This window comes from Streptomyces kunmingensis, assembly GCF_039533535.1.
Classification (GTDB): domain Bacteria; phylum Actinomycetota; class Actinomycetes; order Streptomycetales; family Streptomycetaceae; genus Streptomyces; species Streptomyces kunmingensis.
Window position 1 is genome coordinate 581,385 of sequence record NZ_BAAATS010000006.1, and the last position, 14,402, is coordinate 595,786.

Consider the following 14,402-nt stretch of genomic DNA (forward strand, 5'->3'; position numbering starts at 1 on the left):
GCGCCGCTGTCGGCCGAGGACCGGCTCTCAGTGGTGCGGCGCCTCGTAACCGGGAATCGAGCCGTCCGCCTTCTTCACCAGGAACAGCCCCGCCATCCCCATGTCCGAGTGGCTCTGGACATGGCAGTGGTACATCCACGCCCCGGCCCCGACGCCCTCCCCCGCGATGAACTGGAAACCGAACGAGTCCGCCGGGCCGCAGATCTTGTTGTCGAGGACCTGGCTGGGGTCGTCGGGGCCGGTGAGCATACCGGTGCGGTTGTCCGCCCAGCGGTGACCGTGCATGTGGAACGTGTGGTAGTACTCGCCGTGCGTGATCATCACGATCTCGACCCGGTCGCCCACCGTGGCCTCGAAGTTCGGGGCCTCGTGCATGCCCTTGTTGTTGATCGTCATGTCGTTGAAGACGATGGTGAACGTCTTGCCGGGGTCGGGCAGGATGTCGCCCTTGCGGCGCACGATCACCGGGCCGTAGAGGCCCTTCTTGATCCCGCCGGTGCCGTGGTCGGTGCCGACGACGTGGTCGTGGTAGTGCCAGTAGCCGGCGGTGCCGGGGCGCCAGGTGCCGTCCTTGCGGCGGCCGGGCGTGTGGGTGCGCCAGGTGTAGGTGCGGGTGCCGCCGGGTTCGACGTGGCTGTGGTTCATCCGCGTACCGTCGCTGGAGATCTCGTAGTCCATGCCGTGCACGTGCAGGCTCGCGTCGACGTCGGTGAGGTTGTGGAACTCGATGTGTACCGTGTCGCCCTCGTTGAGCTCGATGAGCGGGCCGGGGATCGACGCCTTGCCCTTCTCGAAGCCGTAGCCGAGCTGGCCGCCCGCGAGCTTCTCCGCGTACATCGTCAGGCGTCTGACCTCGCCGCCCGCGGGGGCCGTGCGGGGCGGGGTGTCGGCGCCGGCCGCCGGAGGGGCGGAGGCGGCTATCGACAACGATGTCACACCGGCTGTCGCCGCCACCGCGCCGCCGATCAGCATGCGCCGGCTCAGCGCGCGCCGGTCGCCCTCGCTCGCCCGGTTCGGTTCGTCGCGCAGTTCATCGTATTCCGTCGTCACGGCCAACTCCCCAGCCTCGTACGAGCCTTCACGTCGCGCTGAGCACGGTAGCCAGACGCCCCCCGTTTATCCACACTCAGGACAAAGTTTGTGGAATCACGGTCATACCTATTGGCGAACCATGCAAAGAGGTCTAGCTTTCACCGCGCTGTGCCGTGTCCTATGAGGGGTGGGTGAACACATGCGGCGGATACCGCATCAAAAGCCGTTGCCCGTACGAGAGTTCAGAGCGAGCGGAACCAGACGCGGGCGCCTCGTGGCGGCCGGGGTCGCCGCGGGCGCGCTGGCCGCGGGGCTGCTGAGCGGGCCCGCCGCCAGCGCGTACCCGGACCCGAGTCCGTCCGTGACAACGATGTCCATCAAATCACCGCCCGGCGGTGCCGCGCCGCGGGTCCTGGTCTTCTACGGGTCCGCGGCCAGCGGCGACGAGTCGCCCACCGTGAACGCGGGCATCGAGGCGATCGAGAAGATCGGCCAGTCCGGTCCGGCGGCCCAGCAGTTCACGATCACGGCGACCGACGACGCCGCCGTGTTCACGAACGCCAAGAAGCTGGGCCGCTTCAACTCCATCGTGTTCCTGACCGGCGGCGGCGACGTCCTCGACCCCGACCAGGAGGCCGGGCTCGAGGCGTACATGGAGGCGGGCGGCGGCTTCGTCGGCATCCATGACGCGGCCCGCGCCGAACCGTACTCGGACTGGTTCACCGGTCTGATCGGGGCCCGGCCCGCCGCGTCCTCACCCACCGCCGTGCAGCGCGCGACCGTCGAGGTCGGCGACCGGCAGAACCCGGCGACGAAGGACCTGCCGGTGCAGTGGAAGCGGCCCGACCAGTGGCTGAACTGGGCGAAGAACCCGTCAGGCGACGTCCACACGGTCGCGCGGGTCAACGAGTCCACGTACAAGCCGGGCGAGGGCGCGAACGGCGCGGACCACCCGGTGTCGTGGTGCCGTGACTACGACGGCGGCCGGTCTTTCTACACCGGTATGGGCGGGACCGTCGCCTCGTTCGACGAGGTGGACTTCCGTGACCATCTGCGCGGGGCCCTGTCGTGGACGTCGCGGATCGTGCGCGCCGACTGCAAGGCCGCGATCAACGCCAACTACAAGGCGGAGCGCCTCACCCAGCCCAACCAGGCGGGGCAGAACGACCAGATCGGCGAGCCGCACGGGGTCGTCACCGCGCCCGACGGCCGGGTGTTCTACATCGGCCGCGGCGGCGCGGACTCGTCCCAGCCGGTGATCACCGACTGGAACAACCCGGATGTCGGCAAGGGCATCGGCCAGGTCCACGTCTACGACCCGAAGACCAAGGAGGTGACCCTCGCGGGGGCGCTGACCATCTTCGGCAACAAGGGCGGCGGCGACGAGCTGATCAAGGTCGAGGAGGGCCTCCTCGGCATCGAGCTGGACCCGAAGTTCGAGCAGAACGGGTGGGTGTACCTGCACTACACGCCGCACTCGGGGCTCGACCGCGACAAGCAGATGGCCGAGCGGCAGGTCTCGCGGTTCACGCTCGACCTGAGCACGAACAAGCTGGACCTGAGCAGCGAGAAGGTGCTGCTCAAGTGGCCGGTGCAGGTGCACAGTTGCTGCCACGCGGGTGGCGGGATGGCCTGGGACTCCAAGAACAACCTGTACATCGCGACCGGTGACAACAACTCCTCGCAGTTCAGCGACGGGTACTCGGGCAACAACCCGCAGCCGAACTACAAGGGTGTCTCGTTCGCCGACGCGCGCCGCACGGCGGGCAACACGAACAACCTGAACGGCAAGATCCTGCGCATCCACCCGGAGGCCGACGGGACGTACTCCCTGCCGGAGGGCAACCTCTTCACCGGCAAGGAGACGGCCGAGGGCGGCGGCAAGACGCGCGGCGAGATCTATGTGATGGGTGTCCGCAACCCGGCGCGCATCTCCATCGACAAGAAGACCGACACCCTGTACGCGGGCTGGGTCGGTCCGGACGCCGGTGAGCCGTCGACGACCTGGGGGCCGGCCAAGTACGACCAGTTCGCCGTGATCACCAAGCCGAGCAACCGCGGCTGGCCGTACTGCATGGGCAACAAGCAGCCCTACCGCGACCGCAACCTCCCCGACCCGACGAAGCCGCTGGGCTGGTACGACTGCGACCACCCGAAGAACGAGTCGCCGAACAACGACGGTCTCGTCAACCTGCCGCCGGTCACCGGGAACAACATCTGGTACTCGCCGCAGGGCGGGGCGCCGGACTTCCCGCGCGACGCCAAGGGCGTGCCCTCGTACAAGCAGTCGGAGGCGAAGTACCTGCTTCCGTGGCTCAAGGGCGGCGGCCAGGCGGCCATGGACGGCCCGGTCTACCGCTACGACGCGTCGATCCCGAACGCCGACAAGTGGCCGAGCTACTGGGACGGCAAGTGGTTCGTCGGTGACTTCTACGACTCGGACCAGCCGCGCAACGCGGTCCTCACCGACCCGAAGACGCACGGCGACGGATCGATCCCGGTCCACTCCGAATCGTTGAAGAAGATCATTCCGATCGGCAACGACGGCATCAAGAACCTCATGGACTGGAAGTTCGGTCCCGACGGTGCTCTGTACGTCCTCGACTACGGGCGCGGCTTCTTCACCTCCGACTCCAAGTCGGCGCTGTGGAAGGTCACGTACACCGGTGGCGAGGCGACTCCGGCGGCCGGCCAGCTGGTCAAGAAGGGCTGATCCCATGCGATCTCAACCACGCACGCACCTGCGCGTTCTGCGCAGACACAGGGTGCTGACCGCGCTGCTCGCCGCCGTGCTGATGTGCCTCGGGCTCGGCGCGCTGCCCGCGGCCACGGCGGCGCCCGCGCCGGAGGCGGCGGCCGACCAGGTGCTGACCTGGACGGCCGGGGACGACATCACGAAGTACGCGTCAGCGCCGACGACGGCGGTCGCCGGCAAGGCGACGATCGTCTTCGAGAACAGCACGGCGACCGGCAACACGATGGGCATGCCGCACACGCTGACGTTCGACGTGTCGGACCCCGAGTACAACAACGACGTGCCGCTGAACATCATGGCGAACCCCAACGACGACCAGGGCGGCAAGCACACCGCCGAGGTCACCCTCTCCCCCGGCAAGTACCGCTACCACTGCACGATCCCGGGCCACCTCTCCATGCAGGGGGTCCTGGTGGTGACGGACGGCGGCGGCGGTGACGACACGGCCGCGCCGGAGACCTCGGCGAAGGCCGAGGGGCAGACCAACGCCGACGGCGCGTTCGTCGGGTCCGCGTCCGTCTCGGTCACCGCGACCGACGCGGGATCGGGCGTCGACAAGATCGAGTACGCCCTCGACGGCGGCGGGTACACGCCCTACACCGCCCCCGTGGTCGTCGACCAGGTCGGCGCGCACACCCTGAAGTACAAGGCGACCGACAAGGCGGGCAACGCCGCCGCCGAGAAGTCCCTCGACTTCACGGTGGTCGCGCCGCCGACCGACGACACGACGGCGCCGGAGACCTCGGCGACGGTGACCGGTGACAAGGACGCCTCCGGCCGATACGTCGGCATGGCCACGGTGACGGTCTCCGCCTCGGACACCGGCTCCGGCGTCAACACCGTGGAGTACGCGCTCGGCGCCGACGGTGCCTGGCAGCCGTACACCGCTCCGGTGATGGTCCACGACCCGGGCACCTACAAGGTGCGCTACCGGGCCACGGACAAGGCGGGCAACCGGGCGGCCGAGAAGGCGGTCGACTTCACGGTCGTGGCACCGCCCGCCGAGGACACGACAGCGCCGACGGTGTCCCTCTCCGTCGCCGGGGACAAGAACTCCGACGGCGCGTACGTCAACAACGCGAAGCTCACCGTGACGGCGACGGACGACGACTCCGGTGTCGACAAGGTCGAGTACTCGCTCGACGGCGGCCCCTACCTCGCCTACACAGCCCCCGTGGTGGTGGACCGGGTGGGCGCGCACTCGGTGTCGTACCGGGCGAGCGACAAGGCGGGCAATGCCGCCGCGGCGCAGCTGTTCGTCTTCGCGGTCGCCTCGGGCGGCGGCGTGCCGGCGCCCAACTGCCCCGAGTTCGACGAGCGGACGACGGTGTTCGTCGGCTCGACGGACACGGGCATCCCGAACCGGGTCACCGACAACCGGTGCCGGATCGGTGAGTTGATCGAGGACGAGAAGGACTGGACGTCGCACGCGCTCTTCGTCAAGCACGTGAAGACGGTCACCGACAAGCTCCTCAAGGCCGGCGCGATCGACCAGCGCGAGTACAACAAGATCAACAAGGCGGCGAAGCAGTCCCCGATCGGTACGCCGGGCCAGACCGACGGCTACACCAAGATCCTGGACGGCACGCAGGAGCAGTTCGCGAAGTGGGAGCAGGTCGGCGGCGGCAAGTTCAATTTGAACGCCGACGGGTCGATCACCAGCAGCACGTCGGTGGACGGCATGGGCATGCTCTGGTTCCCACAGCGCAAGTACGCGAACTACTCGCTGAAGCTCCAGTGGCGCGACGACGCCCCGGGCACGGGCAACGCCAACGGCGGTGTCTTCGTCCGCTTCCCGTGGGTGCACAACCACCCCGAGGAGCCGAACCCGGAGTGGGTCGCCATCAAGTACGGGCACGAGATCCAGGCCCTCGACCGTCCTGACGGCGACATGTACAAGACCGGTTCGGTCTACGGCTTCGACCGGGTCGGCCTCGCGGGCGCGGGCGTCACCCAGAAGGGCACGTGGAACGATTACGAGGTCAAGGTGGTGGACCAGCACTTCTCGGTCTACCGCAACGGTGTGCTGATCAACGAGTTCGACAACACCGGTGGCCAGGTCTTCGAGCCGGCGCGCTCCGACGACCCGGGCACGGACGGCCGGCGCTACTCCTCCGGCTACATCGGGCTCCAGGTGCACAGCACGTCGGACGTCATCTCGTACCGGGACGTCCGCGTGAAGGAACTCCCGTAGGCACGGAACGCATGTGAGTCGAGCCGGGTCAGGCCTTGTGTCTGGCCCGGCTCGGCTGTACGCGCTTCGGCTCGCCCGGCATCTTCGGGTACTCGGGCGGGTACGGCAGGTCGCCGTGGCCGCGGTCCCTCTCGTCCTGGTTCGCGAGTTCGAGGAGGGCGTCGAGCGAGTGATGTTCGTCGTCCATGCCCGCGTGCAGGTCGCCCACCTCGGCGAACCGCTTGGGCATGGTGACGATGTCGAAGTCGCGCGGCTCGGCGTCGTCCAGCTCGTCCCAGGTGAGCGGGGCGGAGACGGGCGCGTGCGGGCGGGCGCGCACCGAGTAGGCGGAGGCGATGGTGCGGTCGCGGGCCGTCTGGTTGTAGTCGACGAAGATCTTCTCGCCGCGCTCCTCCTTCCACCAGGCCGTGGTGACGGCCTCGGGCATCCGGCGCTCCAGTTCCCGCCCGACGGCGATGGCGGCGCGGCGCACCTGCGTGAAGGTCCAGCGCGGTTCGATGGGCACGAAAACGTGCAGGCCGCGGCCGCCGGAGGTCTTGGGCCAGCCGCGCAGACCGCCGAACTCGTCCAGCAGGCCCCGGAGTTCACGGGCGGCGCGGACGGCGTCGGCGTAGTCGGTGCCGGGCTGCGGGTCGAGGTCGATGCGCAGTTCGTCGGGGTGGTCGAGGTCGCCGCGCCGCACCGGCCACGGGTGGAAGGTGAGGGTGCCGTACTGGGCGGCCCAGAGCACGGCGCCGACCTCGGTGGGGCACATCTCGGCGGCGGTGCGGCCGGAGGGGAATTCGATGGTGGCGGTGGGGGTCCAGTCGGGCAGGTTCTTCGGGGCCCGCTTCTGGTAGAAGGACTCGCCGGTGATGCCTTCGGGGTAGCGCTCCAGGGTCGTGGGCCGGTCGCGCAGCGCGCGCAGGATGCCGTCGCCGACGGAGAGGAAGTACTGCGCGAGGTCCAGCTTGGTGTACCCCGACGGCCCGCCTTCCGGGAAGTACACCTTGTCGGGGCTGGACAGCCGTACTGTCCGGCCGCCCGCTTCCAGTTCCACTGCCGCACCCTTGCTGCCCATGGGCCTACGCTAGGCCGAAGGGACACAAGGCGCATACCGGGCGGCTAGTGGGCTTACGGGACAGAATCGGTGCATGGATCTTCCCGTGATGCCGCAGGTCCGTCCGATGCTCGCCAAGTCCGCCGCCAAGCTGCCCGCCGGGATGCACTACGAGGCGAAATGGGACGGCTTCCGGGCGATCGTCTTCAGGGACGGCGCGGAGATCGAGCTGGGCAGCCGCTCCACCAAGTCGCTGACCAGGTACTTTCCCGAGCTGGTGGCGGCGCTCGCCGAGCGGCTGCCGGAGCGCTGCGTCCTGGACGGGGAGATCGTGGTCGCCCGGGACGGACGCCTCGACTTCGACGCGCTCAGCGAGCGGATCCACCCGGCCGCCTCCCGCGTGAAGACCCTGTCGGAGCGCACCCCCGCGTCGTTCGTGGCGTTCGACGTGCTGGCGCTCGGTGACGAGTCACTGCTCGACGCGCCGATGACCGAGCGCCGACAGCGTCTGGAGGAAGCCCTCGCGGACGTCTCGGCGCCGGTGCACGTGGCGCCGGCGACGACCGACGCCGAGCTGGCGGAGCGCTGGTTCGAGCAGTACGAGGGCGCGGGCCTGGACGGCGTCGTGGCCAAACCCCTCGACCTGCGCTACATGCAGGACGAACGCCGGATGATCAAGGTCAAGCACGAGCGGACCGCGGACTGCGTCGTCGCCGGATACCGCCTCCACAAGAGCGGCCCCGTCGTCGGCTCCCTGCTGCTCGGCCTCCACGACGACGCGGGCACGCTCCAGCACGTCGGGGTCTGCGCGGCGTTCACGATGAAGCGGCGCACCGAGCTGATCGCCGAGCTGGAGCCGCTGCGCATGGACTCGGCCGAGGACCATCCATGGGCGGCGTGGACGGACGGCGCGGCGCACGAGGCGTCCCGGATGCCTGGCGCGCCGAGCCGCTGGACCGGAAGGAAGGACCTGTCGTGGGTGGCACTGCGCCCGGAGCTGGTCGCCGAGGTGGCCTACGACCACATGGAGAACGGGACGCGTTTTCGGCACACGGCCCGTTTCCGCCGCTGGCGCCCGGACCGGACCGCCGAGAGCTGTACGTACGCGCAGCTGGAGGAACCGATGAAGTTCGACCTGGCGGACGTGCTGCGCTGAGCCGAAAATCGCCGGAGTTGGGGGGACCTCCGGGCGGGTATGCAGGGTCCGTGGACACCAAGGGGATTCGCAGGCGTGGGTTCGTCGCCGGTGCGCTAGGGCTGCTCGTGGCGGCCTGCGAGCCGACCGGGGTGCCGCCGGACGCGAACGGCTCCGCTCCCCCGGCCGGTACCGCACTGCTCGCCGTGAAGATCGACAACGTGGGTGCCGCGCGGCCGCAGACCGGCCTGGAGGACGCCGACATCGTGTACGCGGAGCAGGTGGAGGGCGGGCTCAGCCGGCTGATGGCCGTCTTCGGCTCGAAGTCTCCCGACGTCGTGGGGCCGGTGCGCAGCGCGCGGGAGACGGATCTGGAACTCCTGCGGCAGTTCGACCGGCCGACGCTCGCCTACTCGGGTGCCCAGAGCGCGCTGCGGCCGCTGATCGACGCGGCGCCGCTGCGCGCGGTGCCGCCGCCGGGCGAGAGCGGCGGGGCGTACTTCCGGAGCGGCGGCAAGCCCGCACCGCACAATCTCTATCTGCGGCCGGAGAAGCTGGGCCGGCCGACGCCGGGGACGAACGCGGGGGCGGCGGCCGGCTTCCGGTTCGCGGCGGCGGTACCGGCGGGCGGGCGGCCCGAGACGGCGCGGACGGTGCGCTTCCCCTCGGCCCGCTTCGGCTTCGACTGGTCGGCTGCCCAACGGCGTTGGCTGGTCAGCATGGACGGGAACGCGGCCGTGACGGCGGGCGGGACCCGGCTCGCCGCGGCGACGGTCGTCGTGCAGTACGTCGATGTCCAGGCGTCCCGCTTCCACGACAAGTTCGGCAGCACGTCCCCCCTGACGCGCACCGTCGGCTCGGGCCGGGCCGTGGTGCTGCGCGACGGGCGGGCGTACGACGCGCAGTGGTCACGGCCGGGCGCCGGCGGCGGCACCTCGTTCACCGCGGACGGGCAGCCGTTGCCGTTCGCGCCGGGGCAGGTGTGGGTGGTGTTCGCGAAGAAGTAGGCCCCTGGCCAGAGGTCTGGGGGTGGGGGCTCGCGACCGGCGGCCCGGCCGGGTCGCGCAGGCCCTCCGCCGCGTCGGCGACGCGCTGGATCAGGTCGAAGAAGACCGTCTGCTCGTCGGCGCTCAGCGGGGCCAGGAAGACCTGGTTCATCCGCGCGGTGCGCACGGTCAGCTTCTTGTGCGTGCGCAGGCCCTCCGGGGTCGGCCGCAGCAGCCAGCGGCGGCCGTCCTCCGGGTCCCGCTCCTTGTCGAGAAGCTCCCGCCGGGTGAGGCGGCTGACCACCTCGGCGATCGTGGACCGGTCGAGGCCGACGCGCTCGCCGACCGTGCGCTGGTCGAGGCCCGGCTCGGCCACGAGCGTGTTGAGGACCGCGAACTGCGGCGAGGTGATCTCCTCCGAGACCATCGTGTTCCACAGCAGATAATGCGCCTGCTGGAGTCGCCGGGCGAGGTGCCCGGGATGGGTGGTCAGGTCCACCGCGGCCATCACGGTCCTCCGGTCTCAGGGAACTATCCAGGCGCAACTATGCAGGTGCACTGAGTGATGCACTCAGGATCTTAGACCTCTTGACGGCCCACTTCACTGCTGGCAACGTGTGGCCCGCTCGGCAAATGCTCAGTGCGCTGAGTAATTCCTAGAGACGGGGTCCCGGCATGGCTCTCACCCAGCACGACATCGACGCGGAGACGGCGGCCGCGCACGCCGCCTACGAGAAGCGGGTGGCCGGCGGGGCTCCCGTCGAGCACCATCCGCGCCGCGACTACGCCCCCTACCGCTCGTCCGTGCTGCGCCACCCCAAGCAGCCGCCGGTCAGCATCGACGTGTCGAAGGACCCGGAGCTGGTGGAGCTCGGCTCCCCCGCCTTCGGCGAGCGGGACATCACCGAGCTCGACAACGACCTCACCAAGCAGCACGTGGGCGAACCCCTCGGGGAGCGGATCACCGTCTCGGGCCGTCTTCTCGACCGCGCCGGACGCCCTGTCCGCGGCCAGCTTCTCGAGATCTGGCAGGCCAACGCGGCCGGCCGCTACGCCCATCAGCGAGAGCAGCACGACGCACCGCTCGACCCCCACTTCACCGGCGTGGGGCGGACGCTGACCGACGCCGAGGGCCGCTACCGCTTCACCACGATCCAGCCCGGGCCCTACCCCTGGGGTCAGCACGTCAACGCCTGGCGCCCGGCGCACATCCACTTCTCGATGTTCGGCTCGGCGTTCACCCAGCGGCTCGTGACACAGATGTACTTCCCCGCCGACCCGCTGTTCCCGTACGACCCGATCATCCAGTCCGTCACCGACGACGCCGCCCGGCAGCGCCTGATCGCGACGTACGACCACAGTCTGTCCGTGCCCGAGTTCTCGATGGGCTACCACTGGGACATCGTGCTCGACGGGCCCTCCGCCAACTGGATAGAAGAAGGGCGCTGACCAGCCATGACGAAGATCGACACAAGCCGCCCCGAGAGCGTCCTGCCCACCCCCTCGCACACGGTCGGGCCGTTCTACGGGTACGCGCTGCCCTTCCCCGGCGGCGGTGACATCGCGCCGCTCGGACACCCGGACACCGTGACCGTGCAGGGGTACGTGTACGACGGCGCGGGCAAGCCGATCCCCGACGCCTTCCTCGAACTCTGGGGCGCCGACCCCGAGGGCGCGCTGCCGCGGGTCGACGGCTCGATCCGGCGTGATCCCGCGAGCGGCGGCTACCTCGGGCGCAACGGGGTGGAGTTCACCGGCTGGGGCCGCGTCCAGACCGACGCCAACGGTCACTGGTACGTACGGACACTGCGGCCCGGCGCGCGCGGGGCGGGTGCGCCGTACGTGAGTGTCTGCGTGTTCGCCCGCGGCCTCCTCGTCCACCTCTTCACCCGGATCTATCTGCCCGGCGACGACGCGGCCCTCGCCGCCGACCCGCTGCTCTCGCAGGTGGATCCCGCGCGGCGCGACACGCTGGTCGCACGGGAGGAGCCGGGCGGCACGTACCGTTTCGACATCCGCCTTCAGGGCGAGGGCGAGACGGTCTTCCTGGAGTTCACGTGAGTCTGTTCGACCCCGGCACCGAGGACGCCCCCGCCGAGCGCGCCACGTCCGAAGAGGCTTTTCTCCAGGCCCTGTTGGATGCGGAGGCGGGCCTGACGCGGGCCCAGGCGGCGCTCGGGCTCGCCCCCGCCGCGGCGGCCGACGCCGTGACGGAGGCCGCGGTGGCGACCTCTTTCGATCTGCGCGGCCTCGCGCGGCGGGCCCGCGCCGGAGGCAACCCGGTGATTCCACTGGCCGCCGACCTGACGGCGGCCGTTCCCGTGGAGTACGGGCCGTACGTCCACCGGGGTGCGACCAGTCAGGACATCCTCGACTCGGCGCTGATGCTGATGTCCGCGCGCACGCTGGATGTGACGCTGACCGAACTCGACCGCGTTGAGCGGGACTTGGCACGGCACGCCGCAGCACACCGTGACACCGCCATGCCGGGGCGCACCCTCACGCAGCATGCCGTGCCGACGACCTTCGGGCTGAAGGCTGCCGGGTGGCGGTCACTGGCGCTCGACGCGCGGGACCGGCTGCGGTCCGTCCGCGCGGGCCTTCCGGTGCAACTGGGCGGTGCCGCGGGCACGTTGGCGGCCTTCGAGGCGTACGGTGCGGCCGAACCGCTGGAACTGGTGTCGACGTACGCCCGCGAACTCGGTCTGGCGGAGCCGGGGTTGCCGTGGCATGTGCTGCGCACCCCGGTGGCCGATCTGGCGGGAGCGCTGGCGTTCACGGCCGGGGCGCTCGGCAAACTGGCGGTCGATGTGGCCACGCTCTCCCGGACCGAGATCGGCGAGGTGGCGGAGGGCGCCGGGGGCGGGTCGTCCGCCATGCCGCACAAGACCAACCCGGTGCGGGCCACGCTGATCGCCGCGGCGGCCGGGCGCGCGCCCGGGCTCGCGGCGACGCTGTACGGGTCGATGACCGCGCAGGACGAGCGGCCCGCCGGGGCCTGGCACGCCGAATGGGCCACGCTGCGGGAGCTGTTGCGGCTGGTAGGCGGGGCCGCGCGGGATGCCGCCGAACTGACCGGGGGCCTCGTGGTGCACGCCGACGTGATGCGCGGGCACCTGGCGCTGACCGGCGGGGCGATCGTCTCCGAGCGGCTGTCGGCGGAGCTGGCCGGGGTGCTCGGGCGGGCGCGGGCCAAGGAACTGCTCGGCGAGGCCACGCGCCGAGCCGCCGCCGAGGGCCGGACTTCGGCGGACGTCCTCGCCGCGGAACCGGAACTGGCCTCCCTGAATCTCCTCGAACTGACGGATCCGGAGCGGTACACGGGAGCGGCGACTGCCCTCGTGGACCGCGCACTGCACCGCCGCTGACACCGACCGAACGGCCTCGCGCCGACGCCGCCACCGCCACCGCCACCGCCACCGACCGAACCGGTCGCACGAGCGCCACGCCACGCTGAGCGCCTGTTTTTGAACCCCCGCCTGCGCCCCCGCCCCGACTGGAGCCCGTACATGGTCACCTCCCCCCTCCTCCATCACCGCCTCGAGGGCTCGCCCGCCGCGTCGCCGTTGGTGCTCGGGCCCTCGCTCGGGACGTCGATGGCCCTCTGGGATCAGGTCGCGCCCGAGTTGTCGATCAGTCATCGCGTCGTGCGGTGGGACCTGCCGGGGCACGGGAAGTCCGACGCGGGGCTGATCGGGCCGGGGGCCACCGTGGCGGATCTCGCCGGGCTCGTGCTCGACCTCGCCGACTCGCTCGGCCTCGACCGTTTCGCGTACGCGGGTGTGTCGCTGGGCGGCGCCGTCGGGCTGTATCTCGCCGTGCACCACGCGGAGCGGCTCAGCAGTCTCGCCGTGCTGTGTTCGTCCGCCCACTTCGGCGACGCCGGCCCCTGGCGGGAGCGGGCCGCGCTCGTCCGCGAGGAGGGCACGGGCGGCGTGGCCGAAACAGCTCCGGCGCGGTGGTTCACGCCCGGCTTTACCGTCCCGCGGCTGGTCGCGGACAACCGGGACGCCGACCCCGGGGCGTACGCCGCGTGCTGCGACGCGCTCGCCGCCTTCGACCTGCGCGACCGCCTCGGGGAGATCTCCGTCCCCACCCTGCTGGTCGCCGGGCGCGCGGACCCCGCCACGCCGCCCGCGCATCTGCGGGAGATCGCCGACGCGGTGCCGGGCGCCGAACTCGTCGAGCTGGCAGGGGCCTCCCATCTGGCCGTCGCCGAACGGCCCGAGGCGGTGCTCGGAGCGCTGCGGACCCACCTCGGGCAGGGCGCCCGGCGCGGCATGGAGGTGCGGCGGGAGGTGCTCGGCGATACGCACGTGGACCGCGCGCAGGCCCGGCAGACCCCGTTCACGGCCCGGTTCCAGGACTTCATCTCCCGCTACGCGTGGGGCGAGATCTGGACGGACCCGACCCTCTCCCGGCGCGAGCGCAGCATGGTGACCCTCACCGCGCTCGTCGCCCACGGGCACCTCGACGAACTGGCCATGCACGTACGGGCGGCCCGCCGCAACGGCCTGACCCCCGAGGAGATCGGTGCCGTGCTGCAACAGTGCGCCGTGTACGTGGGCGTACCCGCCGCCAACTCGGCGTTCGCCGTGGCCCAGCGCGTACTCGCCGAGCCTCAGCAGGAGGACCAGCCCTGAAGACCTGAAGACCCTGGGGCCTCTAGCGCAGCCCGCGTCCCGTCTCCAGGACCTCCCTGGCCCGCGCCGCGAGACCCTCCGCGCCGCAGGCGCGGGCGAGGGTGAGGCCCCGGTTGAGCTCGGACAGGGAGCGGGCCGCCATGCCGTACTCGACGCGCGCGAGGGCGTGCTCGTACGCGCAGGGCGAGGCTTCGAGGTAGGTGACGGCCTTGGCGTACAGGGTGAGCTGCTTCTGGCCCGTCTCCAGCGCCGCCGCGCAGCGCAGCGCTTCGCCTATCGCCGTGTCCGTGCCGAACCGCTCGGCCTGCACGCGGGCCTCCGCGACGAGTTCGGCGGCGCGGTGCGGGTCGGTGGGGGCGAGGGCGCGGGCCAGGTCGCAGGCCCACGGCGCCATGATCGTGTTGTGTCCGCCGCGGGCCGTGGCGGCCTTGGCGGCGATCTCCAGCTCGTTGATCCCCTCCTCGACCCGGCCGGTCGCGATGAGCAGGCGGCCACGGACCGAGTGGGCGTCGGGCAGCACGATCGTGGAGGGGTAGGGCGGCCCGAACGAGTACCGGTCGGCGACGGCCTGCGCCTCACCGGCCTTGCCGCGGGCGAGCAGCGTCTCGATGAGCATGC

The 14,402-nt window shown here is 71.0% G+C and carries 10 protein-coding genes and 2 pseudogenes; 8 read left to right on the forward strand and 4 right to left on the reverse strand.

Translation table 11 applies throughout. From position 1 onward, the window contains the following. Window positions 1-27: 27 nt before the first annotated feature. The gene (locus ABD366_RS10825; RefSeq protein ID WP_324777059.1) at window positions 28-972 is read right to left on the reverse strand and encodes a multicopper oxidase domain-containing protein; all 945 of its coding nucleotides are present in this window, start codon (window positions 970-972) and stop codon (window positions 28-30) included. A 259-nt stretch (window positions 973-1,231) separates the two neighbouring features. Here ABD366_RS10825 and ABD366_RS10830 point away from each other — a divergent pair, with 259 nt between their 5' ends. Together ABD366_RS10830 and ABD366_RS10835 are read left to right on the forward strand one after the other, a co-directional pair. Then, complete coding sequence (locus tag ABD366_RS10830; protein ID WP_324777040.1) at window positions 1,232-3,745, forward strand: ThuA domain-containing protein; 2,514 nt, start codon at window positions 1,232-1,234, stop codon at window positions 3,743-3,745. Between the two features lie 4 nt (window positions 3,746-3,749). Next, complete coding sequence (locus ABD366_RS10835) at window positions 3,750-5,981, forward strand: OmpL47-type beta-barrel domain-containing protein (RefSeq protein ID WP_324777042.1); 2,232 nt, start codon at window positions 3,750-3,752, stop codon at window positions 5,979-5,981. Window positions 5,982-6,009: 28 nt separating this feature from the next. On the opposite strand, the gene ligD is transcribed toward ABD366_RS10835, so the two are convergent. Continuing rightward, complete coding sequence (gene ligD / locus ABD366_RS10840; protein WP_324777044.1) at window positions 6,010-7,041, reverse strand: non-homologous end-joining DNA ligase; 1,032 nt, start codon at window positions 7,039-7,041, stop codon at window positions 6,010-6,012. A gap of 73 nt (window positions 7,042-7,114) precedes the next feature. Here ligD and ABD366_RS10845 point away from each other — a divergent pair, with 73 nt between their 5' ends. Next, window positions 7,115-8,176: an ATP-dependent DNA ligase gene (locus tag ABD366_RS10845; protein WP_324777046.1), complete on the forward strand. Its 1,062-nt coding sequence runs from the start codon at window positions 7,115-7,117 to the stop codon at window positions 8,174-8,176. A gap of 50 nt (window positions 8,177-8,226) precedes the next feature. Beyond that, window positions 8,227-9,162 (forward strand): DUF3048 domain-containing protein, encoded by a 936-nt coding sequence (locus ABD366_RS10850; RefSeq protein ID WP_411293911.1) that lies wholly within the window; start codon window positions 8,227-8,229, stop codon window positions 9,160-9,162. Between the two features lie 31 nt (window positions 9,163-9,193). Here ABD366_RS10850 and ABD366_RS10855 read toward each other — a convergent pair. Next, window positions 9,194-9,649 (reverse strand): annotated as a pseudogene (locus tag ABD366_RS10855) (MarR family winged helix-turn-helix transcriptional regulator); the annotation flags it as partial. Window positions 9,650-9,816: 167 nt separating this feature from the next. Here ABD366_RS10855 and pcaH point away from each other — a divergent pair. The 4 genes from pcaH (at window position 9,817) to pcaDC (ending at window position 13,784) form a co-directional block, all read left to right on the forward strand. Further along, a complete protein-coding gene (gene pcaH / locus ABD366_RS10860; protein ID WP_324777048.1) occupies window positions 9,817-10,590 on the forward strand; it encodes a protocatechuate 3,4-dioxygenase subunit beta in 774 nt (257 codons plus the stop codon). Window positions 10,591-10,596: 6 nt separating this feature from the next. Then, window positions 10,597-11,202: a protocatechuate 3,4-dioxygenase subunit alpha gene (gene pcaG / locus ABD366_RS10865; protein ID WP_324777050.1), complete on the forward strand. Its 606-nt coding sequence runs from the start codon at window positions 10,597-10,599 to the stop codon at window positions 11,200-11,202. After that, window positions 11,199-12,509, forward strand: a complete 1,311-nt coding sequence (gene pcaB, locus ABD366_RS10870; RefSeq protein WP_324777052.1) for a 3-carboxy-cis,cis-muconate cycloisomerase — start codon at window positions 11,199-11,201, stop codon at window positions 12,507-12,509. Before pcaG ends, pcaB begins: the two co-directional genes overlap by 4 nt. A gap of 141 nt (window positions 12,510-12,650) precedes the next feature. Further along, window positions 12,651-13,784: a bifunctional 3-oxoadipate enol-lactonase/4-carboxymuconolactone decarboxylase PcaDC gene (gene pcaDC / locus ABD366_RS10875; protein WP_324777055.1), complete on the forward strand. Its 1,134-nt coding sequence runs from the start codon at window positions 12,651-12,653 to the stop codon at window positions 13,782-13,784. A 22-nt stretch (window positions 13,785-13,806) separates the two neighbouring features. Here the strand turns inward: pcaDC and ABD366_RS10880 are convergent. Continuing rightward, window positions 13,807-14,402 (reverse strand): annotated as a pseudogene (locus ABD366_RS10880) (ATP-binding protein); the annotation flags it as partial.

Excerpts from the sequence above, each read along its gene's own strand:
- ABD366_RS10825 (WP_324777059.1), bottom strand. The coding sequence starts at position 972 with ATGCTGATCGGCGGCGCGGTGGCGGCGACAGCCGGTGTGACATCGTTG.
- ABD366_RS10830 (WP_324777040.1), top strand. The coding sequence starts at position 1,232 with ATGCGGCGGATACCGCATCAAAAGCCGTTGCCCGTACGAGAGTTCAGA.
- ABD366_RS10835 (WP_324777042.1), top strand. The coding sequence starts at position 3,750 with ATGCGATCTCAACCACGCACGCACCTGCGCGTTCTGCGCAGACACAGG.
- ligD (WP_324777044.1), bottom strand. The coding sequence starts at position 7,041 with ATGGGCAGCAAGGGTGCGGCAGTGGAACTGGAAGCGGGCGGCCGGACA.
- ABD366_RS10845 (WP_324777046.1), top strand. The coding sequence starts at position 7,115 with ATGGATCTTCCCGTGATGCCGCAGGTCCGTCCGATGCTCGCCAAGTCC.
- pcaH (WP_324777048.1), top strand. The coding sequence starts at position 9,817 with ATGGCTCTCACCCAGCACGACATCGACGCGGAGACGGCGGCCGCGCAC.
- pcaG (WP_324777050.1), top strand. The coding sequence starts at position 10,597 with ATGACGAAGATCGACACAAGCCGCCCCGAGAGCGTCCTGCCCACCCCC.
- pcaDC (WP_324777055.1), top strand. The coding sequence starts at position 12,651 with ATGGTCACCTCCCCCCTCCTCCATCACCGCCTCGAGGGCTCGCCCGCC.